Raw genomic sequence first — 25,538 nt, 5'->3', positions numbered from 1 at the left:
ACTAATAAAATTACTTTTAATCACTTTGCTACTTGGAACAACGCTCTTTGCAGAGATATTTCACAAACCAGACTTTGATCCAAGACTAAGTATAGAGCAAGGCTCTTTAGAATGGTGGAATCATGCTGATAATGATAGTGCTTCTGCTTTTAACATCGGTCTTCTTTATGACTTAAAAATCAAAGACTATAAACTTGCTGAACTTTGGTATAAACAGGCTTTAAATGTTAACCCTAAAAATCTAAAAGCTCTTGTAAATTTGGGGTTTATATATCATAAACATTTAGATAAACCTAAAAAAGCTGAAGACTTATATCAACAGCGAATAAAAATAGAACCCAATAATCCAAAACTTGCCATCAAGTATTACAAAAAAGCATTTGATACAGGTAAAATAGATGCTGCAAATAATTTAGGATATTTATACGATACAATTTTAAACGATACAAAAAATGCTAAAGAATGGTATATAAAAGCTTTAAAAGGAAAAAGTTTAGATGCCATAAAAAACTTAGGACGCCTATACCATTACAAACTTCACGATGATGTAAAATCAGCCACATATTTTATAGCTCTTATAGATAATAAATACCCAAAAAAGAAAGTTATTACTTATCTAAAAACTAAATGGAATCTCTCAGACGAAACCATAAAACAAGGCTACGAAGCACAACTAAAATCAAAAATAATTCCAGAAAAGTTGAAATATAGAGGCGGAATCTAATAGAAATATTTCCCTCTTTTAGATAAAATATTTTCATGGAAATAAAACTAACTGAAGATAACTACGAAAATCTTGACAACTTTGCACAGCTACTCAAAAAAGAGCCATCAGAGATGATCAATGAGGCACTGCAAAGCTATTTTGAGTATCAACACAAAAAGCTTGTTGAAAAAAATCTCGAAGATGACAACGGCATGACTAACCTTGATTTTGATGAGTTTTGGGATGGAGTTGATCTATGAGTTCGACTCTAAAACATTATGCACTCGCTTAGTATCTTTGGTACCAGCAGTGATGCTGGAAAATCTACACTGAGTTTTGCACTCACTTATTTACTTCGCCAATACGGCATAAACGTAGCCCCTTTTAAAGCACAAAATGTCTCTAACAACTCTGTAGTAACCGATATAGATAGTGGTGAAATTGCGACTCCTCAAGCTTTTGCAGCAAAAGCGATAGGACTTAAGACCTCTCCAGCCATGAATCCTATCCTTTTAAAATCAGGTGGGAATAATAAAGCACATATGATTATCAACGGGCAAAGTGTTTCAAATACTGATGTAAAAGAGTACTATCAAAACCTTGATACACTCAAACCGATTGTCAAAAAAGCATTCAAAAAGCTTAAAAAAGAGTATGAGTGTATAGTCGCTGAGGGTGCTGGAAGTCCAGTTGAGTTAAACTTGATGGATAAAGACCTCAGTAACATCTACATAGCTAAAGAGTTTGATACAAAAATAATTCTTGTTGCAGATATAGAGCGTGGAGGTGTTTTTGCTTCTATCTATGGAGTATATAATCTCCTGCCAAAAAAACTTCAAAAAAATGTGATTGGTGTAATCATAAATAAATTTCGAGGTGATCTAACCCTTTTTGATAAAGGGGTTTCAATCATACAAGAACAATTTAATCTCCCAGTTCTTGGAGTCATCCCTTACAAACCTTTTAATCTAGGTTTTGAAGATGCTGCTTCACTTTTAAACTATAAACAATCAACTCAGTACGCTATCATCAAAGTAGCCGTTATTCATCTCCCACATATCAGCAATTTTACCGACTTTGAACCACTTGTAATTGACCCAGAAATTGAGGTAAACTTTATAACAAATCCAGCTCAAGTTGATAACTACGATCTGCTCATTCTCCCTGGATCAAAATGTGTTGTGGATGACCTGCTTTGGCTCAAACAACATGGTTTTGAAAATATCTTAAAAGATGAACAACGTAAAATCATAGCTATTTGTGGTGGATATGAGATGATGTTTGAAACTATCAAAGACCCACTGCAGGTAGAATCCAAAATTACACATGTGGAAGGCTTTGGAAGATTTAAAGGGGAAGTTGTATTCAAAAAGTGTAAAATTGTTAAAAATGGGTGTTATAATCTCTTTGGCGTAATGGGAAATGGATATGAAATTCATAATGGCATTACCAAAAAAAATGCAAAAAAGAAAAAAAACCTCTACGGTACATTTTTACATGGAATTTTTGATAACGACAATTTTCGCGAAATGATTTTTACACAAATTAATCCTTTATATCGCGGTTATAATTTCGAAGATTTTAAACAAAAAGCAATAAAAAATTTTGCACAACATGTAAAGTACCATATAGAGATGGAAAGGATTATTAATGAGCTTTATGAGTAATGTTATTGTTGCTTTTATCGCCTATTTTATCAATAAAACACTTGGTGAATTTACTTTTGTAAAAAGTCCGATGATTATGATAAACGATCTTATAAACTTTGTTGAAAAAAAACTTTATAAAAACTCTGTACAAGCTGGTGGCTTATTTGTTGTGATTGTTCTTGGAATCATGAGTTTTATAAGTATTGTTCTTACTCTTTATCTAAGTTATTTTAACACTTATGTTTATATCTTTGTGAGCTCTTTCGTCGCTTCAGTTTTTTTCTCTCATGTTGGATTACGAGTATTTCTTTGTGAACAAGAGACCATCACTACTTTTAAAGAATACACAGTAAAATTAAAAGAAAATCTAGTAGCCCCTCTTCTTTATATCCTTCTCTTTGGGATAGCTGGAATCATCTTATATAAAACAATCCGTTCAATGGATCTAGTACTCAAAAACAAAACTGGGTGTTATGAAGATTTTTCAAAAATCACATTTACGATCAATGAAATTGTCGATTTTGTACCAAAAAAGATAACATTTTACTTAATGTCACGCAAATGTAAAAACAGAATAACACGTTTTAATGTTTTATAGTAACGATTTATGTTTAATTTAAGTTGACTTAATCTAAAATGACGTCGTATCAAAACTTAAGGAGTTACAGTTATGAAAAAAATTTTAGTAAGTACAGTAGCAGCAGTTGCTATTGCAACAACAGCTTTCGCGGGTGTAAATAGCCAAACAGGTTGTGGACTTGGTTCAGTAATTATCCAAGATAATTCTTCAGCAGTTTTATTAGCTTTACAAGCTACAACAAATGGTACATCAGGGAACCAAACATTTGGTATCACTTCAGGAACTTCAGGTTGTAAAAAAACTAAGTTCGTTATGAATGATAGAGCTGAAGAGTTCGTTGCATCTAACATGGATACTTTAGCAAAAGAGATCGCAGCAGGACATGGTGAATCTGTTGATACTTTAGCTGAGCTTTTAGATGTACAAGACAAAGACGCTTTCGCATCTGCACTACAAACTAACTACAACAAAATCTACACTTCTAAAAATGTAGAGATGAACGAAGTATTAGACAACATTTCTGAAACTTCAATGTAATAACTCATAAGACAGGCTTTAGCTTGTCTTATTCTAGGAACTTCCCATTTTAAAAAAATCATTTTTATTTTTTATTTTATTTGCATCTATTGTGTATGCTAATGTAGATGTATATAAGACAAAAGCAAAAGAGTTACATCTATCTGATAAACGGTACTGGCATCTTTTATTACATATGAAAGGTGGTGTAAGTGAGATCGATGATCCTACGTTTTTCTTTGCAAAAGATGGCAAAGAAAATAGCGAAGCGGAGCTAAATGCTACACTCGATGCATTTTTTAATGAAACAAGATTTGATGACAATGCATCAGCTTGTTTGTTTCCTGCAAGAAAAGCTTGGCTACAATCAGAGTTAAATATAACAGATTTCCCAGAAGTTCAATGTAAAGAGTACGACAAAACACTTAAACTGATGTCACCAACTTCAGCCACTTTAGTTTTTCCAGCAGCACATATCAACTCACCTGCTTCAATGTTTGGGCACACATTTTTGCGTATTAACTCACAATACGATTCTAAACTCTTAGCATATGCAATTAACTATGCAGCAGATGCCGATCAGAACAAAGAAAACGGTTTTACTTTTGCTATCAAAGGCTTACTTGGTGGTTATTTTGGAAAATATTCACTTTTACCTTATTATGAAAAACTAAAAGAATACCGCGATACAGAAAGACGTGATATCTGGGAATATGATCTTAACCTAACACAAGAAGAAGTGATGCGAATGGTGCGCCATATTTGGGAGTTGAATGGGACAAAGTCTTTCTACTATTTTTTTACAGAAAACTGCTCTTACAATATGCTTTGGCTTATGGAAATTGCACGACCGAGTGTTCATTTAAGAGAGCATTTCATTTATCAAGTAATCCCTTTGGAAAGTGTCCACGCAGCAAATGAAGAGAATCTTATTGCTAAAGAGTTTTACAGACCTTCAAAACGAACTATTCTCTTAAAATATGAAGACCTTATAGAGGATCGATACATTAACTATGTTACAGATTTACAAAGTAACAAGACACTTTATAAGACTCTCTTAGAAGATGATTCTGTCACTTTGGAACAAAAACAATATATCTATGAAGCTGCCATTGAATATCTCGAATATTCATACTCAAGAAATGAGGTCAAAAAAACACAATATCTTGATAAGTTTTATAAACTATCCTCTTCAAGAGCAAAGCTGAAAAAAGGGAAAGAACTTCATTTTGATAATCCTCAAGACCCTCTAAAGTCGCATAGAGCAATTAAAACATCTATTGGTGGAGCTTTGAGAGACAATGATTATTACACAATCCTTGGTATTCGTCCAGCTTACCATACTTTAGAAGACCCCCAATATGGTTATCTTCGTGGAACACAAATCGAGTTTGGAAATTTGGAACTTGGTGTTACAAAAGATGCCATAAAATTAGAAGAGTTAACTGTACTTTCTATCAAATCTATAGCACAGAGAACAAAGTTTTTCTCACCTTTTTCTTGGCGAACAAAATTTGGCTGGGATAAAGACTATACTGATACAAAAGCAAATTTCTGTGCGAGTGTAGGTGCAGGGATGAGTTGGGGGAATAAACTAGGCTACCTTTATATAATGGTTGATCCACTTTACTATGCGACAAAAAAACATGTTGGAGGTATAGGTGCGAGTTTTGGTTTTGATATAGACCAATACAAATTTTTAAAAACAAACTTTGAAATCACACAGAGATACTATACAACTGGTCATGAACAATTACTCATCAATGCCACCCAAAATATCAATCTCTCTCAAAATTTTCAACTGAAAGCAAAATATGAATACAAACAAAAATATCTTTTAGAAAATAAAAACCAAGAAGATAACTTCAAACTAATGCTAAATTATTACTTTTAAAAATTGATAATCTTCCTCTTTTGATTATGCTATAATTATTTAAAATCAAATTATTATGTAGGAAACCCATGTTTAAGTCAGTTAAATCAAAAGTTTTTGCGTCAATTTTATCACTTTCAGTTGTTGGTTTAGTTTCTATAACATACTATTTATCATCTACCCTTAATGAGCTCTCAAACAATACTGCTAAGCAATCATTAAAGATGCTCAGCGAATCAATTTTTCAGACTATGACTACAAGTATGATGATGGGTGACCCAGCTATCGTACAACAAACATACGAAAATGCAAAAAAAATCGATGGGATTCAAGACCTAGACATTGCAAAATCTAAAGCAGTGATTGAAGTATATGCACCAGAGGAAAAGTTTACTACTGATCCACTTATTGTAGATGTTATTAACAACAAAACGACAAAAGTTTTAGAAACTTCAGAAGATTCTCATCATATGATTCGACTTATCAAACCTATGATGGCAGAAGAGAGATGTTTACAATGCCATTATAATTCAAAAGTTGGTGATGTTCTTGGAGCTATGGACTTGGTTCTTTCAATGGATAAAAATGATGCAGAAATCACGAAAACAAATACTACTTTAGTAATTACACTCATCATCCTTGCAATTGTATTTATGTTTATCTCATCTTTATTTTTTATGCGTGAGATTATAAACCCTCTCAAAACTCTTAAAGCAAAAATTTCTGATCTTATTAGTGGAGATAAAGACTTAACAAAAAGATTAGAAGTCAAAGAGGGTAATGAATTTGGTGATGCTGCAAAAGAGGTAAATAACTTTATCGAGATGATCCAAGCAACAATCAATGAAGTAAAATCTCAAGGGAAACAAAATATTAAAATTGCTTCTGAGATTGAACACGCATCACATGTGATTCGAGAAGCTACACAACAAGAAAAAGCACTTGTGGATCAAACTGGACAAAAAGGGATTGATATCCAAAATGTACTAGAAGAGACTCTACAAACAGCAGCAAGTACACAAGCAACTATTGAAGAAGCCGATACTGGACTTACAAATGCCAAAGTATCTTTAGCAACACTTAGCAGCGAAGTTGAACTCTTTGTTCAAAGTGAAGAGGAACTACTTCAAGAGCTCTCAGCACTCAAAGATGATGCCGATAAAGTAAAAGATATACTTAGTGTTATTGGCGATATTGCAGATCAAACAAACCTCCTTGCACTTAATGCTGCGATTGAGGCTGCACGTGCAGGTGAACATGGACGTGGATTTGCCGTAGTTGCTGATGAGGTTAGAAAACTTGCAGAGCGCACACAAAGAAGTTTAACTGAGATCGACATTAACGTTAGCACAATTGTTCAGTCTATCAATGATGCAACTGATAAAATGGCAAAAAATGCAAAACAGATAGAATCTCTTGCAGAAATATCAAATGATGTTGAAGATAAAATCAATATCACTTCAAAAGCAATGGATACTTCAACAAAAGTCGCAAATAAATCAAAAGAGGATAGTCTTGCAATCTCTCAAAATGTAAAAGAGATTTTAGAAAATATCAACCAAATTGAAAGTCTTTCTTCACAAAACAATACAAGCGTACTTCATATAGAAAAAGACCTTAAAGAGCTTGTAGCAGTGGCAACAAGACTCCAAACAACAATTGACGAGTTTAGAAGTTAATCAACTTCTAGGTGCTCGTCTAAACCCTTTTTTTACATAATTTTTTCTAAAACATGCTTCACAAATTGTATACTTTGTATTGGTAGGCAGTACTGCACCACAAAGTTTACAACTTTGAGAGAGTTCAGTTTTTTGTAATGTCTTTTCTATATATTGATTTAAAATAGCTCTTGATTCAATAGCTTTATCTATATCAACAAAGTATTCACTAAATCTATAACTTAACCACAGATACAAAGATATCTCTTTTACCATATCCTCTGCCATAAGTAGCTCTTGGGAAGTTTGTGCATATTCACCATTTAGACGTGGTCTTTGATAAACAACACTATCGCCTTTTTCTAATGCGTGGATATAAGTCTCATACGCACTAATAATATAAGGAGATTTGAGTGTAAGTGGAGCACATGCAAGATGATACTTTGTCGCTATATCTAAGTTATAACTGTCTACTATCTTTGAAGCCTCTAGCATATCATCCAAACTTGCTGCATAAAAAGGTCCATTAAACTGCATATTTTGAATAAAAAAGTTCAATATCTCCTCTAAAGAGTTCTCTTCTAGTATAGCACCAACAAGTTTTATATGCTCTAAGTTTGCCATCACTTTAAAAGGGGTTGCAATTTTTTTTGCTTCTTTATCGAAATTGCGTTTAATAACTTTTAAAACTTCCCTACTTAACGCACCAACATAACCTTTTTCTTCCAAGCCATATCTTCCTGCACGTCCAGAGATTTGATGTATCTCTGAGGGGAAAAGATCGCGCTGAATTATCCCATCAAACTTATCTGCTTTAGAAAAAAGTATAGTTTTAATTGGCAAGTTCATCCCCATTGCGATTGCATCTGTTGCTACAAGCACTTGCGTCTCCCCTTCACGAAATCTTCGTGCTTCTTCACGTCTTACTTCAGGGGAAAGATTGCCATACACAACACTCACACTAAAGTTTTTCGAGAGTCTTTGTTTGAGTTTAAGTACATCTTTTCTACTAAAAGCCACTACTGCCGTTGATGGTTCAATATCTTCTATAGAAATAGGATATGTTAAAACCTCCAGTGGATTTTTTCGCTCAAATTCTATGATCTCTAACTCTTCACCAAGATACTCTGCTAGAGCAATCACAGCCTCTTTTGCATTAGGTGAACCTGTCATTATAATCTCTTTTGCAGGAGCACCAATGATAGCATTTGCCCATGCCCAACCACGATCACGATCATCAATCATCTGCACCTCATCGATCACGCACACATCAACATCTACATCAAAGTTTAGCATTTCAATGGTGGAGCTTATATGTGTCGCTTCATCGTTGATGAGCTGCTCCTCTCCTGTTATCAAAGAACAATCAACTCCCATAGCATTTAGATTTTCATACCCCTCTAAAGCCAAAAGTCTAAGTGGTGCTAGATAATACCCCGTATCTGCATTTTTAAGTTTTTGCATTGCAGTATATGTTTTTCCGCTATTTGTAGGTCCTATGTGTAAAGTAAGTTTTCTTTGCATATCACGAGCGATAGGGAAAAGATTTTTAAAATCACGAATAGTACGTGCTAACAACTCTTGGCGCTGTTTTTTTACAAGTTCATCTTGAATAGAGTAAAGAAATCTTCGTATAGTTTTTCTATAAACTTTTGGTGTAATAGTTAAATTGACCCCTAGCTGATCGAGTAAAAAACCATACACTTTTATATAAAGTTCTTCTTTTTCATAATGAAGCAGATGTGCATAACTTTCACACTCTTTTACAAGCCCTTGCAACTCTTCTAAAAATGTATTTTCATGCTCTTTTTTCAAATCTACCAAAAGATGATCAAAATTAAACCCCTGTGCCTTCCATATCTCTTCCAACACACCATCTAACTCTACATGTAACTCTAAATTGTATGAAATAACTCCATCAGAATATGGTAACTGCAACTCTTGAATGACACTTATCAACAGCTCTTCATCATGTATCTGTATCTCTGTAGCACTAATCTTTTTGGAGATAATATTGCGCAATACTTTTGGAGTGATTAAAGGATAGCTTAGTGGTGTTTTCGGAGGAGATGCACGTAATGAGTTAATTATCTCTTCATGGCTTAGATATTGATGTGGCTCTTTAATTGAAGCAATAAAGTTATCAATACTCTCCTGTTTTGTTTTTACAATTTCAAGTTTATCAGAACCAATTTTTTTTACAATTGCTTCAAAGTCTTGTTGCTCTATAAACTCATAAGAGTAAGGTTTTGTATTGAGTGTTAAAATTTTATGAAATTGTTGATCGTAAAGATTGTATTTGAGCGAAGCGTTAAACTCAAAACTATCATCTATATCGAAAAATCCTTCAAGCTCTTTCTCTAACGCCTCTTTTTTCATCTCAAAACGGATATGTCGAAGTTTTGACTCCATCTTCTCAATGGTAATCTTTTTACTTCTAATAGTTGAAAATGCTTCACGAAGCCTAGTAGCTTCAAGCGGTGTAACTTCTAACTCGCTTAAAAGAGATTCTATCTTTGCCTCGCGATCATAATGATGATACTCTTGAAGTTTATCCCCTTTATAAACTTTTGCTTCATTTTCAAAAAACTGTAAGATATCACTGCGAATAGCGCTATCTGCTTCAGACCAGATCATACGAAGCGTTTTTATCATGAGATCACGATTGTGTTCAATATCGTAAATGCCTATAGCACTAAAAAGTTCACTTAAAGTTTTAGATTCAACCCGTTCAATCCCTACATCAAAGGGATCTTCATCAAAGTATTTTTTAATTCTTTGATTTATTTTGCTATTTTTTTTATTTCTTTTTGCCATTGGCCTAGGTCTTTAGTTTAATTTCATTTGAATATATAGTATCTTTTTGTCATTATACTTAAAAATTAAGTAATATCTTTTTATAATCCTACCATGGAAATAAAAGATGAATGGACTCAAGAGGAGTTCTTAAAAAATAAAAAAGCCTTAGCAAAAGAGGGTGTAGATGTTGTCCTTATCGACACTATACTCTCTCCAATTGAAAAAGCAAATACGCTTACATATAACCCTTATGAGATGAAAAAATACCCTAAAGGGAGTGTGTTTGTTTTTTACTGCGATACTGGTAAAGCTACAAAAGAGCGACTTCCAGAATATAAAGAAAAGTTTCCAGAGTATAACTGTGTCTCACTCAAAGGTGGGCGTGGATACTGGCGTGTAAATATGCAACTATTGGATGAAGATGATAAATAAAAAAATTCAAGACTTCATAAACTGCATCGAACATTCCCATTTTTATGAAGCACATGAAATACTTGAGGAGATATGGTTTCCAAGACGTTTTGAAAACTGCATTGAAGTGCAACTTCTAAAAGGTTTTATTAATGCGGCTGTGAGTTTTGAACTCATGAAACGTGGAAGAGTTACTCAAAGTAAAAAAGTATGGGCGACCTATTTAAAATATAGACAAAACCTTTACAAAATATCATCGCAATATAAAAATTCTTACTTTCAACTTGCACGTTATCTTGAGACAAAACGACACTACTTTGACACTCAATTGTTATATAAATAGTATATAATTTTATAAACTCACGGAGGTTCTTTATGGACGTAAACAAATACACTGACCTAGCAGTAATGTATGCTAGTGAATATGGACTCAAAATAGTTGCAGCAATTATCATATTTGTTATTGGTAAATGGATTGCCAAAAAGCTCTCTATTCTTACTAAAGCGATGATGTTAAAAGCAAAAGTTGATCACACACTTTCAGAATTTACAGAAAGTATAGTGTACTTTGCATTACTAGCAATGGTTATTCTTGCATCGTTAAATGCACTTGGAATCAATACAACATCATTTATCGCTGTATTTGGTGCAGCTTCACTTGCTATTGGTTTAGCACTCCAAGGTTCTTTAGCAAATGTTGGTGCAGGTGTACTCATTATCATTTTTAGACCTTTTAAACTTGGTGATTTTGTTGAAGCTGGTGGTGCGCTTGGTACTGTTGAAGATATTACACTATTTTCAACTATAATCTCCCCTTTAGATAATAGAACTATTATCGTTCCAAACTCAGCAATCATTGGCGGGAACATTGTAAACTTCTCACAAAAAGAAAACAGGAGAGTTGACCTTACTTTTGGTATAGGATATGACGATGATCTTCGTCTTGCAAAACAAACACTTATCGATCTTTTAAATGCTGATGAGAGAGTTTTACATGATCCCGAACCATTTGTAGCTGTAAGTGAACTAGGTGATAGCAGCGTAAACTTTGTAACACGTGCTTGGGTAAAGTCAGCTGATTATTGGGATGTATATTTTGATACAATTGAAAAAGTAAAACTTACATTTGATGAAAAAGGTATCTCTATCCCTTATCCACAAATGGATATACATATACAAAAAGAGGAAAATTAGAAAAAGGAAACTGATGAAAAAAATAGTACTTAGTTTAGTTGCGTTAAGCTCACTTATGTTTGCAGAGGATGCACCTACAGAAAAACCTTTAAAAACACATGGTGAACTTGGATATATCCAAACTAATGGAAATACTGAAACAAAGGCATTGAATCTTGATATTGATCTCACAAAAGAGTGGACAAAAAGTATTGTTACTCTAAGTGCTGATGGACAGTATGCAAGTGATCAAGGGGAAAAAACAAAAAATAAATACACTATAGAATTTAACTATGGATATAAATTTTCAGAGCGTTTATCTTTTGATTATCTCATTGGTTATAAAGATGATGAGTTTTCTGGTTTTGAGTATCAGTTTTACACTGGTCCTGGTATGAAATATAAAGCAATTGATATGGAAAAACACCAACTAAGTACTGAAGCAAACATCTTATACTCTGTTGATAGATATGAAGCAATTCCACCACTTGAAGCATATACAGATGATTATGCTGGATATAGACTCAAAGGTGTGTACGACTGGCAAATATTGGAGAGTTTAAAATTTAAACAAGAATTGAGTTTAAGAGGTTCTTTTGAAGATGGCGACAAATATTTCATCTACTCTGAAACAGCATTGCATAACAAGATTAACGATATATTCTCAGCAGGTATTAGTTACAAAGTTGATTATGTAAATGTTCCAGCTGCAGGTAAAGAAAAAACAGACACTACCTTTGCTGTTAATCTTATCTTAGACTACTAAAACATTACAAGCATTAGACCTCTTGTCTATGCTTGTAAAACATCAAAAACAAAAAACTCACAAACGCAAAAAAGCTAGAACTCAAAAACAAATAGTTTGGATAATATTCATAAATATATCCAGAGATTACTGCACCACTAAGTCCGCCTAAACCATATGTTAATCCCATAAAAAATTGTTGAGAAAGTTTTTTATCTTGATAAATCTGGTACAAATAACTAATAGTAGCAGAATGAAAAAGGGCAAAAGAGAGTGCATGTAATGATTGTGAAAAAAATAAAATACTTAAATCAGTTGGATACGCAAATACTAAGAACCATCGAAGCACAGATGCTACTACACTAAAGCGTATAAGATTTAAGAGTTTATGATTTTGAAGTAATCTCCCTTGAGCAAATAACATTACAATCTCAATAAGCACACCAAAACTCCACAGATATACAGTCATATCTAAACTAATTCCTCGATCTGTTTCATAAATTGTAAAAAAATTATAAAATGACCCAAAACTAATCTGCATTAAAATGAGCCCTGCCCAAAGAGAAAAGTCTCTAACTATGGAAAACTTTTGAAACTCTCGTAAAGTTTCTTGTTTTTGTTCTTTATGCTCTTTTGTGCTAATTAAAAATGCAATAAAACTTGTTGTTATTACTAAAAAAAGTAAAAAATCTAATGCAATAGTAGAAGAGGTTAAATATTTTACTAATATAAGTGCTATCACTATAAAACCTATTGAGCCAAAAAGTCGCACTTTTCCATAACGTTCTTTACCAATACTCTCTAAAGAGATCACTTCAATATAAGGGAGTATAAGACTCAATCCAACTCCCAAAAAAATATTTGATACTAAAAGAAGATAAAAATACTCAATACTATTGTAAAATGCTATTGCAGAAGCTACAAAGATAATTAAAGAAGTTTGAAACACTTTTTGATTAAGCTTTAATCCTTTGATAAATAAAAATGGAAGTATGAACCGTACTAAAGGTGCAGCACCTAAAAGTATCCCTATCTCACTTGCACTATAGTCAAAACTATATAATACTTTTGGAATAAAAATTACATATACTCCAATGATAGAAAAATAAAAATAATAAAATAAACTAAGTAATATTGTCATAATGGAAGTATATCAGAGATTTTAAGAAACAACTTTTGTTGTTTGTTATAATATATTTATAATATATTTTAATATATACTTTCATTCGTTTATTACTATAAGGAAAGCTAATATGGAAAAACAGCTAAAAGAGAACGATTTTATAGTTTCTAAAACAGACCTAAAAGGTTATATAACTTACGTTAATCAAATATTTATGGAAATGGCTGAATATACTGAAACAGAGCTATTAGGGAAACCACATAATATAGTGCGTCATCCAAATATGCCAAAGGCAGTATTTCAACTTTTGTGGGATAAGATTCAAAATAAAGAGGAGATTTTTGCATTTGTTGAAAATAAAACAAAAAATAGTAATAGTTACTGGGTTTTTGCAAATGTGACTCCATCACTTGATAATAATGGTAAGATTATAGGATATCTTTCAGTAAGAAGAAAACCAGCAGACGACGCACTCAAAATCATCAAACCTCTTTACCAAGCAATGTTAAATGCAGAAAAAACAAGTGGCATAGCAGCAGGAACAAAAATACTTTTGGATACGTTAAATGAAAAAGGAGTCTCATATGATGAGTTTGTCATCTCTATTCAACAATAAGCAAAGTGCTATTTTAGTTAGTGCACTTTTTATAATCGCTATTTATTCAGCCGTTATTGGTAATTATATCCTTGTTACTATAGCTATTTTAGCATTTATACTCTCTTTATTCATTACATCAAATGGTTCAAACCGTTTTGACAATGAACTAATAAAAAATATCCACAGTGCACTTATGGATGCAGCTGATGGAAAACTGGAGAAACGTGTAACAAACATACCAAATGATGGTTCTTTAGAATCAGACTTTGCCTGGGCACTTAACAGTGTTTTAGATCAAGTTGAAGCCTTTATGAGAGATGCTGCTTCAACGGTAGAAAATGCTGCTATTGGAAAAACATATAGAAGAACTTTTCCTTATGGATTTCATGGGGTTTTTAAAATCACTGAAGAAAAACTCAACGATGCTATTGCATCCGTTTCAGATGGGTATGAAAAAAGAATTTTAAACGATATGACAAGCAGTTTTTCTAAAATTGGTGGGGGTATTGAAGCAGGTCTTGCTGTGATACAAAAAGATTTAAATGTAACATCAGAAAATGCAAAAGACATTGTAACAGTTGCTCAAGATACAGCTGAACAATCTCAAAATAGTTTAAATAGTGTGCTTGAGATTGGTGAGCGTTTAAATACTCTTATTGAACTTATCTCATCATCACATGAGGGGATTGTATCATTAGAGGGAAGAACCAAAGAAATTTCTGAAGTTTTAGGACTTATCAAAGATATTGCAGATCAAACAAATCTTTTAGCGCTCAATGCTGCAATCGAAGCAGCTCGTGCAGGTGAACATGGACGTGGATTTGCCGTAGTTGCTGATGAGGTTAGAAAACTAGCAGAGCGTACACAAAAAGCAACTAATGAGATAGAGATCAATATCTCAACACTACAACAAGAAGCAAATGATATGAGAACTAACTCTGATGAGATTAGCTCTATTGCTCAAGAATCAAATGATGTTATTCATAATTTTGAAGGGACTTTCAAAGATCTTAATGAAATGGCTATAAACTCTTCAACCACTGCTGTAAATATCCAAAACCGTTTATTTACTACTTTAGTAAAAGTTGATCATATCATCTTTAAATCAAAAACGTACTCATCCATTCTTAACGATGATAAAACTGCAACTTTCTCTGATCATAAAAGTTGTCGTATGGGGCAATGGTATTTTGGAATTGGAAAAGAACGTTTTGGGCATACAAAAGCTTTCAAAAACATGGATGGTGACCATAAAAAAGTACACGATATGGCAGCTGCGAATATGCAGTATATCTATAACGACTCTTTATTTAAAGATGGAAATGCGAAAAAAATCGTTGAAAATTTTGAAATTATGGAAAACTCATCGCACGACCTCTTTAATCAATTAGATCGTATGCTTGATGAATATGTAGAGTATCAAAAATAGAGTTACATTTACTTAGTATTTACTTATAATTAATATAATTTTTTATCTCAAATATGTTTCCCCCTTTCATATGCGAGAAAAAATTATATACTCCTATAAACTATTCCTAAACCAGCCGAGTTTTTCCCTTTTTTACCTCTTGGCTGGTTTTTTTATGCTAGACTTCCTTTATGAAAATCATCCTTGCAACCCTAAATTCAAGATATACTCATACATCTCTGGCACTACGTTATCTCTATGCCAATATGCAAGAGCTACAACAAAATACGCAAATTATGGAGTTTTCGATCAATGATGCTATGCAAAGTGTAGCTGAGAAGATTCTCGATGAATCTCCCGATATTTTAGGGCTTGGTGTTTATATTTGGAATGCTTTACAAATTCAAGAGTTGCTCCATATTATAAAAAAAGTATCTCCAAAAACAAAAGTGATTCTTGGTGGGCCTGAAGTGAGTTACGAGCCCTTTCGTGTTGATTTTAGCGAAGCTGATTTTATTATCCAAGGGGAAGGAGATATCGCTTTTTATGAACTTTGTAAAAATATTTCACAAAACAAAGCTGTTCAAAGAATCATCCCTCACTCGTACCCAAATCTAAAAGAGCTACAACTACCATATCAGTACTATAGTGATGAAGATATACACAATAGATATATTTATGTAGAGATTTCACGAGGCTGTCCGTTTGAGTGTGAATTTTGCCTCTCCTCCATGGATGAAAAAGTGCGTACATTTAATCTTGAAAAAGTACTAGAAGAGTTTGAAAAACTTTGGCAACGAGGTGCGCGTAACTTTAAGTTTGTCGATCGAACATTTAACCTCAATATGAAAGCTGCAAATATGGTGCTTGATTTCTTTTTAGCAAAAGAGCCACCCTATTTTGCCCATTTTGAAGTTATTCCCGATCATTTTCCAGCATCACTTAGAGACAAAATAAAATCATTTCCTCATGGGGCACTGCAACTTGAAATCGGAATCCAAACACTAAGTACCGAGATTGCAAACAACATCTCCCGCCAACTCAAACTTGATAAAATCAAAGAAAATATAGAGTTTTTAGAAAATGAAACCTCTGCACATATCCATCTTGATCTTATTGTTGGACTTCCAGGGGAAAACTTGCAAAGTTTTGGTAAAAATCTTGATGAATTGATACAAATGAGTTCTTGCGAGATTCAAATCGGTATACTCAAAAAGCTTTCAGGCACTTACATTGACAGACATGATAATGCATTTGAAATGGTATATAGTGACATCCCTCCATATGATGTTCTCAAAAACAGTGAACTCTCTTTTAAAGAGCTACAGAATATGAAACGTTTTGCTAGATTTTGGGATATCTTTTACAATAGTGGTAACTTTAAACACTCTGTAGAACTTCTTTGGAAAAATGAAAGTGTATTTGAAAATTTTTCTATTTTTAGTTTATGGATATATATACAAACTGATGCAACTTACAAAATCTCACTAGAGCGACAAGGAAAACTTCTTTTTAACTACCTCATTCAAGAGAAAAAACTCGAACCTCAAAGTGTAGCAGATGCAATGCTCAGAGATATTATGAAACTAAAAGGCAGAGCTATTCCAAACTATCTTAAAGTTTACAGCAAAAACTTTACTATTGATGCAAAAGCAGGTACATCAGGCTTTAATAAAAGACAGCAATAATTTAAAATTTAAGTATAATATCTCCTATGATGAGATACATGGTATTAATTTTACTAGTTTTCACTGTTACTCTTAATGCAGAGCTTATTGACAATGATATTATTGAAAAAGCTGATAACAAATATGGTGCTTTTGCAAAAAACAGATTTGTTAGTATCAAAGAGGAGCTGCTAGAAGAACTTAAAGATAGAAGTGATCTTGCAAAACTCAACTTTGTCAACACATGGGTAAACTATATCAAATACCAAAGCGATCAAAAACTCTACGGTGTAAGCGACTACTGGGCAACCCTTTATGAGTTTGTTGGCAAAAATGGCGGAGATTGTGAAGATTATACCATTGCAAAATACTACATCTTAAAAGAGTTAGGTGTAAGTCCGCAAAAAATGAAGTTTGTCTATGTTATTTACCAAAGTAGAACAGGCAAAAAGACTCCTCATATGGTTTTGGCTTACCTAAAAGTTCCTCAACCAAAAACAAAAGATGATATTCTCATTCTTGACAATAATAATCGACTTGTTCTTCCAGCTTCTAAGCGACCTGATCTTATTAAAATCATCAAAATGATTAATGGTGATACTGGTCCAAAATCTAAAAAATGGAAAAAACTCGAACTTGATATGAAAAGGAAAAAACTATGACCCTCTTTAAACAACTCGCACTTGCAATTGCATTGATTATTGTTATTATACTTGGCAGTGTCCTTGCTATAAATTACCAATCTTCTAAAGTTCAAATGGTGGAGAGTATGTATGAAACAACTGTAAACAATATATCTACACTCTCTCAACAACTTTCAAATGCAAACGATGATAAAACACTTATCACTTCCATAATTGATGCGGAGTTTAGTAGTGGCTATTACCAACAAATATCTTACAAATCATACAATTCCGATTTTAAATATACACAACAATATCAAGAAAAAATAGAGGGTGTGCCACAATGGTTTATCGATTTTACAAATTTAGAGGTACAAAGTGTAAAATCAGAAGTGACTACTGGATGGAGTATCTTAGGGGAGGTTCAAGTTACAGGGGATAATGCAACTATTTATCAATCACTTTATAAAATATTTACAAAGTTAGTTATGTTATTTATTTTGTTTGTTACTATTGCTTTAGTTGTACTTTATATCATGCTTCATTTTATCCTCAAACCACTTAAAAAGATTCAACATCAAGCAGAAGCTATTATGAGAAATGAGTTTATCATAGAAAAAAGTATCCCTTTTACAACAGAGTTTAAAGAGGTAAGTGGTGTCATCAACTCGATGGTGAAAAAAGTTGAAGAGATGTTCAACCAAGCTAACGAAGCTGCAAAACGAAACCATAAACTTATGTATCAAGATCCTATAACTAAACTTACTAACAAACGTTATCTGCTTTTAAAACTTCCAGAAACACTACAAATTGAATCTAAAACAGATGGCGGCTCTTTTATGCTTATCGCTCTCACTGATGCTGAAGTACTCAACCAAAAACTAGGACGTGAGATTGCTGATAAGTTCTTTTTGAAAATGGCTGAGATGTTAAAACAAAACGCTTCATTTTGTGATGAAAGCATTACCACACGTATGAGCGGAACAGAGTTTAGTATCACATTGCCTACCATTGATGCAAATGAAGCGGCACTTATAGCACAAAATATCTACAAAGATTTTGTCACTCTTTTAGATACATACGCTTTGAAACCTCAAAATGTAAATATCAATATCGGTATATATCGCTATAAACAAAATATAGGTATCTCTGAACTTCTTAGTCGAACAGATCAAGCCCTTTCACAAGCAAAAGCAAATGAACAAATACAAGTATATGTCAGTCAAGAAAATCTACAAGAGACTAAAACAAAAAATGAATGGCGTTCTATCTTACAAGAAGCACTTGATAATTTTAATTTTAAACTCAAAGCTTGGGATTGTATCGACTTAGATACAAAACAGATAAACCATAAAGTTATGACCTTTATGATTGAAAATGAGAATGAAAAATGTTTTTATGGAGATTTCATCGCACCTGCAATTGATTTAGGATTTTCAACAAAAATATATATGCATATTTTAGAGACACTTTTTACAAATGATGACCAAGACCATATGCCATATACCTACTCGATCAGACTTTCAAATGAATTTTTAAAAGATGCCTCATCATTTATATATATGGAAAATCTCTTTAAAAAGTATGCTAAAAAATCAAAATCTAAACTTATTTTCGAGATTTCAAACTCTTTTTGTGCAAACCATACACTCATTGCAAATGGCTATACTACACTTTTTAGAAATTACGGTTTTGAACTTTGTATAAACTCGTATACTAGTGAGTTTAGTGATTTAACGTATCTAAAAACACTCAATCCAAAAATGTTAAAAGCAGATATCTCATTCTTACTCGATCTCACACCAGAATCTATAAACTCTTTACATACTATAGCAAGTTCATTAGATATTGATCTTATAGCAACAACTGTAAAAACTACTGAGCAACTTAAAAAACTACAAGAGATACAGATTAGAACTGTGCAAGGGCCTATAACAGAAGCGCTCTAAGCAGTTCTAGAATTAAGCCCTTTTGTAAGAGAATCACCTAGTTCTTTTGCATATGAAGGGTTCATATCTCTCATCGATTTTTCAAAACGAACGATGAGTGATTTTGTTGTGTTTGGATGGCGACATATCCGTACAATGATTTCAGAATAGTGGTAAAAATTATCACTAACATGTCCATTTTTTTTAGGCTCTATCATTCCATGATATTTTACAATCACATCAAGTGCCCATTGTAGTTTCTCTGTAGAAGTTTCTCTGTTTCTAATGAAGCGAATTAACTCCTCAAAAGTGTAGTCACTATCTTTTTTTTCAACCTTTATCTCTTGTTCTTTTTGTTGTTTATGTGGTTTATACAACAGTAATGAAACGAGAATTCCCAGTAAAAAAATAAGCCCAACCAATACTTTAATAATAAAAATCAGATCCACTTTTACCTTAACCTTATTTAAACTTACAAGTATTATAATAGTTTGAATATTAAAAGGACATATCATGGCTAAAGTTGTGATCTTAAGTGGAGCGGGTATAAGTGCTGAGAGTGGATTATCTACTTTTAGAGAAAGCGATGGACTTTGGGCAAATTATTCAGTCGATGATGTTTGTAGTGCTGGTTGTCTTATAACAAACCGTGATGAGACTATTGATTTTTACGATATGAGGCGCACGGAATTAGAAGATAAAGAGCCTAATCACGCACATAAAATTTTAGCAGAACTTAAAAACAGATACAAGGATGATATTGCTATCATTACACAAAATGTGGATAATCTTTTTGAAAAAGCTGGACTAGAGCATAAAGATGTAGTCCACTTACATGGTTATCTTTTAAAAGTTCAATGTGAAAAATGTCATGAAGTATATGAGATTGGATACAACAAACTTCAAGATGTAAACGGCGGAAAATGTATATCTTGCGGACATGAGCTTGTTCGTCCTTATATTGTTATGTTTGGAGAGATGGCACCAAAATACAGTGTGCTAGATCATGAGATTCAAGATTGCTCTTTACTCATTGTTATCGGAACTAGTGGAATGGTAGTGGGTGTAAATACCTTAGCTCATTTTGTGGATCGTTCTATCTTAAACAATTTAGAGCCAAGTGATGCGATCAACGATGCTTTTTTTGATAAAGTGATTTATGAGAAAGCAACTATTGCAATCGATGAAATTGCATATGAGATAGAGGAGTTTTTAACACAAGAATAGTTACCAAGGGGTTCTTGCGTATCTATTTAGATCGTATAAACCAGCCTCAACGCCTTGTTGTCGATCGAACTCTTTTTGAAACCAATCATAATATTCCCAAAATTTTGGATTTGATCTACTGATAAAGTAGTGTTTGAGTTGTTCCTTATCAGCTTCGCTTCCTGTGGTATTTTTCATCAATTTTAAGAAATTTTCCAATTCTGAAAATTTTAAAACTATAAATACATTTGGATATGAACCTACAAACTTATCTAAAATATCCATCGTATCTTTTGTAGCATCTAAGGTCATCTCTTCTAAAAACAAAGAATTTACATTGTCATGCCAACGGTTTATGACAAGATTTTTAGTTATGTATCTGCCATCTTCTAACTCTACACGCAGTAACATATTATTTGCACCACGATCAGTCATATAGCGTACAAATCCACTTCCTGGTAAAGTGATTGACCTTGCTGCTTGAATGTAATCTTCAGCAGTTTTCAACTTTGTTTTCATTTTTATATTTGCTAAGTCTTGTTTTGTTTTATAATTCATTCGATCAAACGAATAACCTAAATCTTTTGGCAAATACTCGTTTATAATTTTTCGTATAAATTCATCTTTATAATTAGCCGTTTTGTAAGAGATGTTTGTTGCTATTTTATCAACCGCTTCATATTTTGCATCGTCAACTATATTGTCGTTTATATACCATGATTTCAACATATCTAACCGAGCATCCTTTGGCATATACTCTAAAAAGTTGATCTCCCCTTCTAAGCGTAAAAAGTCCATATAACGACGTATATTTGTCTGGTGCGATACATTTCCAAAAACGTCATACCCAGCAACCAAGGTGTAGTATATTCTCTCAAACTGTGCATAATCAATCACCCACATAGTACGAGGCTCTTCCCCTAACACTCCACGACTCACAGAAGCAGAATCAAAATGTCTGTAGATAGTTAAAACTGGCGAATCTGAACTTTTCATACCTTTGTAGATCGATTCAATCGGATAACCATTTTTAAAAAGCTCTACACCTCTTTGTTTTTTTGCTTTATAATAGGCTTCATACTTCTGTCTATAATCATCACTAAAAGTTTTTAGCAAATCATTATCAACTTTTTCTATTGGCAACGAGAGATTGTCCACTTGAGTATCAATAAATGCAGGATCAACCACTGCTATATCATACTCTGGATCACGAAACATCACCCAAAAATGGTCATGTATAACATTAAGTGCCATCTGCCCACGACATACAGGACCACGAATAAAAGTCATCACTATATATCGTGAATTATCAAGTAAAAACTGGTATCTTGAACGTGTCGGAATCTGCTTAAATGCCACAAATGGATTGGTAGCTATTTTTGGATTGTAAGAGACCTCATGTGGTGTTTCTCTCCATTTTGATTGTATAAAAAGTTCATTATATCTAGCAAGAACACTCTCATCAAATTTTACGACCATATGTGTTTTATGCACAATCGTTGAAGTGATTTTACGAAATCTATAGTAAAACTTATCTGTTTTTGGATCATCAAATGGGCGAAGTGTTGGAATTACATCTATAGGTTGCAAAGAAGGAGTATATGATCGAACTAACTCAAAAAACTCACCTTTAGCTGATGGAAAATAGATATGTGCCAAATAAAGATGCTCATACAAATAGCGTGCAGTTACTTGATGTTTTGCATCATCACGATTAAGAAAGTTTTCCCATTGATTTATCTGCGCTTGTGCTTTTGAAGAGATTGATGCTGTTGTTGTTTTGTCATTTTTAGCACCTTGAAATATCCATGAAGCAAGTGTCGTATACTCCTTTTCTTTTAAGGCTGGAAAACCATAAGGCATCCCATGATTTGTTTTTTTGTCAAAATATTCACTCAGTTCCTCTTTGTCACGTGGACAAATTAGTTTATCATGCTCTGGATCGTAATCACCTATAATGTCAGGATGAACTTGCTTATTATATAAAAGATGTAACATTATCGCGTCATTAAAAGTTCCATTTACATCTTCTAGATTTTGCGTTAAAGAAAAAAACTCTTTTTCTCTCCACTCTTGTGTTGTTTTTGCATCTATAAAAAGTCTTGTAGGCTCTTGCGCTGAGAGTCTTGTTGCATTATAAACCTCGATCTTAGAAGCACCTCGATCAATCCCCTCATAAGAGCTTAACTTTGCTTGACACGGGGAGTTATAACAAGAGTGACATACCACACAACGTTTATCTAGTAGAGGCTTTACGTTTTGGGAAAATGAAATATTTTTTTGCTCTTTATTAACCTGTACAGGCTCAACTGGAGGAAGGGAACATGCATCAAAAAAAAGTGTTATAAATAAAATTAAAAAAAGTTGATTCATTTGTTTTGAAGGATACTAAGAGTACTCCCAAAGGAGTAGCCTCATATTTTGTTTTAGTTCATATGAAATTTATAAATTAAACTTCCATATCCCGTGATAAGGTTATTGTACTGGTATGTTCCATTTGTTTGAACATTTTGTGCATCTACATTGATAATTCTTGCACCAATCTCAACATCTAAATTGTCTCCTACATGTACATTGAAACCTGCATCTCCACCTATATAACCGTGTGACACTTTTCTCTCAATACTATCAGCATCTTTCATTTTTAAGTCTACCACACCTGCATTCACACCTAAAAAGAAATTTGCCATTGAGCTTACATTTAAAAGATACTGTAACTCTCCACCATATGTCACCATACTTGTAAAAGTTGAGTTGTCATAGTAACGAACACTTAAAAATGCTCTATAATCATCAGACTGTGCCCCTATTTTTAAACCAACATTCGCTAAAGTATAATCTTTTGAAGCACCTGTATTTTTATCAACATTAAAAGTACTTCCTCCCCCTTCTATACCTATTAAAGATTCATCTGCTAAACTAGCTGTAGCACCTAATGATGCTACAAGTAAAAGTGTATATAATTTATTTTTCATTTTTTTCCTTTTTTATTAAAATTCGCCGCCATAAGAGAAATCCTCTATATAAAATGTTCCTGCTGCATCTGGATCAGGATTCGTAACATAATATGTAACATATGCTACACCATTATGTGCACTACAATCGTGTATATTATCATTTGTGCTAGCTATATAACTACCAACAGCGACTTCTCCTGTTGTTACAATATCATATCCAAAATAAGCATTACGCAGATACTGATCTGTATCATCTATATGTACCAAAACAGTGCATGTTTTTGGGGTTGTTGTATTTGGTGGAACAGTACATACACTTGAAGTTAACCCTGTTGATCTTAGTGTATGTCTTACTGCTTCACCAAATTTTGTAGTTGAATTATTTTCAGCTGTATATCCAAGCGTATCAATTCCGACCATCACACTCTTACCAACTAAATAATAATCAAAATATATTTCAGCTTTTACATTTCCACTTGTATCAAACTTATCGCTAAGCATAACGATATTTCCTACACTCTCTCCAGTATAGTCTCGACAGGTATCATTTCGATAGTTATGTCCAATTGCAAATCCAAGACCCGATACACTTGAACTTGCATTTGTTTCATCATCCAAGTTTAATACATCCACATTAACAGAGTCAATTCCCCATTTACCTGATACATTATAGACATAACCATTTCCATAAGTAAAAAGTATATCATTTGCAGGACTTACATTTGAAAGATCAACTCCATTAGGTGTAAATGTTTTTGCCACAGGATCAAGTGTCCCAGCTTCTGAATCACTTGGAGTAAATTGAATTCGTGTAGTGATATCACTTGCTGTTTCCCTTGTATATCCAGCAATTAAGTATCCAGCTGCAGCTGGTTGCGTATTTACTGGATTAAAATATTTATCTGTGATGCTTATAACCATTGTATCAATAAATTTAGAGTTAGTTGAATCATGTGTTGTACCAACATAGGACACACTCATAGCTGTCGGTGGACCTGAAAGAATAGTCATGTTAAAGATTTCTGATAAATTTTGCTCATCACCATTTGAATCTATAAAAGTTGTATCTACTTGTATTGGAACAATTCCTGATCTTGTATTTGATTTTAAATTTACAGTTTCTCCATTTTTACCACTAAAAGTTAAAGTGTCACCTGTTACATTACTTTTACTTATTAAGTCTGCTAAGAGTGCATTCTTTAAAGTAATAGTCATTGTTGTTACATCAGCATCAGCAACTGCATCTCCATTATCATCTCTTACAGTAAATGCTGTTTGAATTGTACTCTCTAATGGCATTGAATATTCACTTACTGATAAACTTTGTGTAAGTTCATAACTTTTGATTACTGTTTGATTTGTCTCAGGTGAATACGTTACTGTAAAACTATTACTTACACTAGAATCATCTGAAAGATAAAAACCAAATGTAGTGCTAGTATCTCCAGCATCTACTCTTGCTTGCAAATCTTCTGGTGCAGTGTATTGAAAAACTGCTTTTCCATCTGCTATTGCTACACTTAGTGCAGCAAAAGTTCCAACATCAACTCCTAAAGTTGCCTTTGCAGGATATGCAACTTTAACAGTTCCACTTTGCAACGGTGTATTGTCAGAATCAAATGCAAGAACAGTAATATTAGTTGTTTCACTATTTGTCGTTAACTCTTGAGTAGAGACACCATTCAAAAAGTTTAACGTATACTCTCCATCTATCACAACAGTGTTATTTGTCTCACTGCTTGTAGTAGATCCACCCAAGCTGTTATCTCCACCACAAGCGGAGAATAAGACAATAAACAAAGAAATTAAAAATATTCTTAACTTTGTCATTCTATAACCTTTTTTTCAGTTTGTCCTAATTATAGCTTTAAAATGTTAAAAATTTTTTAAATATTTGGAAGATTATGCAGAGATAGTA

The 25,538-nt window shown here is 33.1% G+C and carries 23 protein-coding genes; 17 read left to right on the top strand and 6 right to left on the bottom strand.

Annotation, left to right across the window (positions count from 1 at the left end; all coding sequences use genetic code 11):
* From ACQY56_RS12280 to ACQY56_RS12250, 7 genes are all read left to right on the top strand, one after another.
* The coding region (locus ACQY56_RS12280; protein WP_428743771.1) for a tetratricopeptide repeat protein at nucleotides 1-724 on the top strand (724 nt) is incomplete at its 5' end.
* A gap of 35 nt (nucleotides 725-759) precedes the next feature.
* Nucleotides 760-966 carry a hypothetical protein gene (locus ACQY56_RS12275; RefSeq protein ID WP_428738636.1) on the top strand — a complete coding sequence of 69 codons (207 nt, stop codon included), beginning with the start codon at nucleotides 760-762 and terminating at the stop codon, nucleotides 964-966.
* Between the two features lie 18 nt (nucleotides 967-984).
* Nucleotides 985-2,373, top strand: a complete 1,389-nt coding sequence (locus ACQY56_RS12270; protein ID WP_428738635.1) for a cobyric acid synthase — start codon at nucleotides 985-987, stop codon at nucleotides 2,371-2,373.
* On the top strand, nucleotides 2,357-2,953 hold the full coding sequence (locus tag ACQY56_RS12265) for a hypothetical protein (protein WP_428738634.1): 597 nt from the start codon (nucleotides 2,357-2,359) through the stop codon (nucleotides 2,951-2,953). The genes ACQY56_RS12270 and ACQY56_RS12265 overlap by 17 nt, the downstream gene beginning before the upstream one ends.
* Nucleotides 2,954-3,025: 72 nt before the next feature.
* Nucleotides 3,026-3,472: a DUF3015 family protein gene (locus ACQY56_RS12260; RefSeq protein ID WP_428738633.1), complete on the top strand. Its 447-nt coding sequence runs from the start codon at nucleotides 3,026-3,028 to the stop codon at nucleotides 3,470-3,472.
* Nucleotides 3,473-3,563: 91 nt separating this feature from the next.
* A complete protein-coding gene (locus ACQY56_RS12255) occupies nucleotides 3,564-5,345 on the top strand; it encodes a DUF4105 domain-containing protein (protein WP_428738632.1) in 1,782 nt (593 codons plus the stop codon).
* A 68-nt stretch (nucleotides 5,346-5,413) separates the two neighbouring features.
* Nucleotides 5,414-7,003, top strand: coding sequence for a methyl-accepting chemotaxis protein (locus tag ACQY56_RS12250; protein ID WP_428738631.1), 1,590 nt, complete (start codon nucleotides 5,414-5,416; stop codon nucleotides 7,001-7,003).
* On the opposite strand, the gene ACQY56_RS12245 is transcribed toward ACQY56_RS12250, so the two are convergent.
* Complete coding sequence (locus ACQY56_RS12245; RefSeq protein ID WP_428738630.1) at nucleotides 7,004-9,799, bottom strand: helicase-related protein; 2,796 nt, start codon at nucleotides 9,797-9,799, stop codon at nucleotides 7,004-7,006.
* 93 nt (nucleotides 9,800-9,892) lie between these two features.
* Between ACQY56_RS12245 and ACQY56_RS12240 the strand changes: the two genes are divergently transcribed.
* Genes ACQY56_RS12240 through ACQY56_RS12225 form a run of 4 tightly spaced genes read left to right on the top strand, consistent with a single transcriptional unit; the run spans nucleotide 9,893 to nucleotide 12,131 of the window.
* On the top strand, nucleotides 9,893-10,213 hold the full coding sequence (locus tag ACQY56_RS12240; protein ID WP_428738629.1) for a hypothetical protein: 321 nt from the start codon (nucleotides 9,893-9,895) through the stop codon (nucleotides 10,211-10,213).
* Nucleotides 10,203-10,535, top strand: a complete 333-nt coding sequence (locus tag ACQY56_RS12235) for a DUF309 domain-containing protein (RefSeq protein ID WP_428738628.1) — start codon at nucleotides 10,203-10,205, stop codon at nucleotides 10,533-10,535. The genes ACQY56_RS12240 and ACQY56_RS12235 overlap by 11 nt, the downstream gene beginning before the upstream one ends.
* Nucleotides 10,536-10,567: 32 nt before the next feature.
* The gene (locus tag ACQY56_RS12230; RefSeq protein ID WP_428738627.1) at nucleotides 10,568-11,386 is read left to right on the top strand and encodes a mechanosensitive ion channel family protein; all 819 of its coding nucleotides are present in this window, start codon (nucleotides 10,568-10,570) and stop codon (nucleotides 11,384-11,386) included.
* A 13-nt stretch (nucleotides 11,387-11,399) separates the two neighbouring features.
* On the top strand, nucleotides 11,400-12,131 hold the full coding sequence (locus ACQY56_RS12225; protein WP_428738626.1) for a DUF481 domain-containing protein: 732 nt from the start codon (nucleotides 11,400-11,402) through the stop codon (nucleotides 12,129-12,131).
* A 13-nt stretch (nucleotides 12,132-12,144) separates the two neighbouring features.
* Here the strand turns inward: ACQY56_RS12225 and ACQY56_RS12220 are convergent, their stop codons facing one another.
* Complete coding sequence (locus tag ACQY56_RS12220; RefSeq protein ID WP_428738625.1) at nucleotides 12,145-13,251, bottom strand: MFS transporter; 1,107 nt, start codon at nucleotides 13,249-13,251, stop codon at nucleotides 12,145-12,147.
* A 112-nt stretch (nucleotides 13,252-13,363) separates the two neighbouring features.
* Between ACQY56_RS12220 and ACQY56_RS12215 the strand changes: the two genes are divergently transcribed.
* The 5 genes from ACQY56_RS12215 (at nucleotide 13,364) to ACQY56_RS12195 (ending at nucleotide 19,478) form a co-directional block, all read left to right on the top strand.
* On the top strand, nucleotides 13,364-13,849 hold the full coding sequence (locus tag ACQY56_RS12215; protein ID WP_428738624.1) for a PAS domain-containing protein: 486 nt from the start codon (nucleotides 13,364-13,366) through the stop codon (nucleotides 13,847-13,849).
* The gene (locus ACQY56_RS12210; RefSeq protein ID WP_428738639.1) at nucleotides 13,821-15,260 is read left to right on the top strand and encodes a methyl-accepting chemotaxis protein; all 1,440 of its coding nucleotides are present in this window, start codon (nucleotides 13,821-13,823) and stop codon (nucleotides 15,258-15,260) included. Before ACQY56_RS12215 ends, ACQY56_RS12210 begins: the two co-directional genes overlap by 29 nt.
* Before the next feature lie 170 nt (nucleotides 15,261-15,430).
* Nucleotides 15,431-16,927 (top strand): DUF4080 domain-containing protein, encoded by a 1,497-nt coding sequence (locus ACQY56_RS12205; protein WP_428738623.1) that lies wholly within the window; start codon nucleotides 15,431-15,433, stop codon nucleotides 16,925-16,927.
* Between the two features lie 26 nt (nucleotides 16,928-16,953).
* The gene (locus ACQY56_RS12200) at nucleotides 16,954-17,568 is read left to right on the top strand and encodes a transglutaminase-like cysteine peptidase (RefSeq protein WP_428738622.1); all 615 of its coding nucleotides are present in this window, start codon (nucleotides 16,954-16,956) and stop codon (nucleotides 17,566-17,568) included.
* A complete protein-coding gene (locus ACQY56_RS12195; RefSeq protein ID WP_428738621.1) occupies nucleotides 17,565-19,478 on the top strand; it encodes a LapD/MoxY N-terminal periplasmic domain-containing protein in 1,914 nt (637 codons plus the stop codon). The genes ACQY56_RS12200 and ACQY56_RS12195 overlap by 4 nt, the downstream gene beginning before the upstream one ends.
* On the opposite strand, the gene ACQY56_RS12190 is transcribed toward ACQY56_RS12195, so the two are convergent.
* Complete coding sequence (locus ACQY56_RS12190; RefSeq protein WP_428738620.1) at nucleotides 19,475-19,906, bottom strand: hypothetical protein; 432 nt, start codon at nucleotides 19,904-19,906, stop codon at nucleotides 19,475-19,477. The two genes, ACQY56_RS12195 and ACQY56_RS12190, sit on opposite strands and share 4 nt — an antisense overlap.
* A 64-nt stretch (nucleotides 19,907-19,970) precedes the next feature.
* On the opposite strand from ACQY56_RS12190, the gene ACQY56_RS12185 reads away from it, so the two are divergent.
* Nucleotides 19,971-20,684 carry an SIR2 family NAD-dependent protein deacylase gene (locus ACQY56_RS12185; RefSeq protein WP_428738619.1) on the top strand — a complete coding sequence of 238 codons (714 nt, stop codon included), beginning with the start codon at nucleotides 19,971-19,973 and terminating at the stop codon, nucleotides 20,682-20,684.
* On the opposite strand, the gene ACQY56_RS12180 is transcribed toward ACQY56_RS12185, so the two are convergent.
* Genes ACQY56_RS12180 through ACQY56_RS12170 form a run of 3 tightly spaced genes read right to left on the bottom strand, consistent with a single transcriptional unit; the run spans nucleotide 20,685 to nucleotide 25,450 of the window.
* Nucleotides 20,685-23,036, bottom strand: a complete 2,352-nt coding sequence (locus ACQY56_RS12180) for a fatty acid cis/trans isomerase (RefSeq protein ID WP_428738618.1) — start codon at nucleotides 23,034-23,036, stop codon at nucleotides 20,685-20,687.
* Nucleotides 23,037-23,089: 53 nt separating this feature from the next.
* Nucleotides 23,090-23,638 carry a hypothetical protein gene (locus ACQY56_RS12175; protein ID WP_428738617.1) on the bottom strand — a complete coding sequence of 183 codons (549 nt, stop codon included), beginning with the start codon at nucleotides 23,636-23,638 and terminating at the stop codon, nucleotides 23,090-23,092.
* Nucleotides 23,639-23,653: 15 nt separating this feature from the next.
* The gene (locus tag ACQY56_RS12170) at nucleotides 23,654-25,450 is read right to left on the bottom strand and encodes a hypothetical protein (protein ID WP_428738616.1); all 1,797 of its coding nucleotides are present in this window, start codon (nucleotides 25,448-25,450) and stop codon (nucleotides 23,654-23,656) included.
* Nucleotides 25,451-25,538: the final 88 nt, after the last annotated feature.

Source organism: Sulfurimonas sp., from assembly GCF_050296975.1.
GTDB lineage: Bacteria > Campylobacterota > Campylobacteria > Campylobacterales > Sulfurimonadaceae > Sulfurimonas.
The sequence above is the reverse complement of the archived record's forward strand: the minus strand, read 5'-3'. Positions and strand labels throughout refer to the sequence as shown.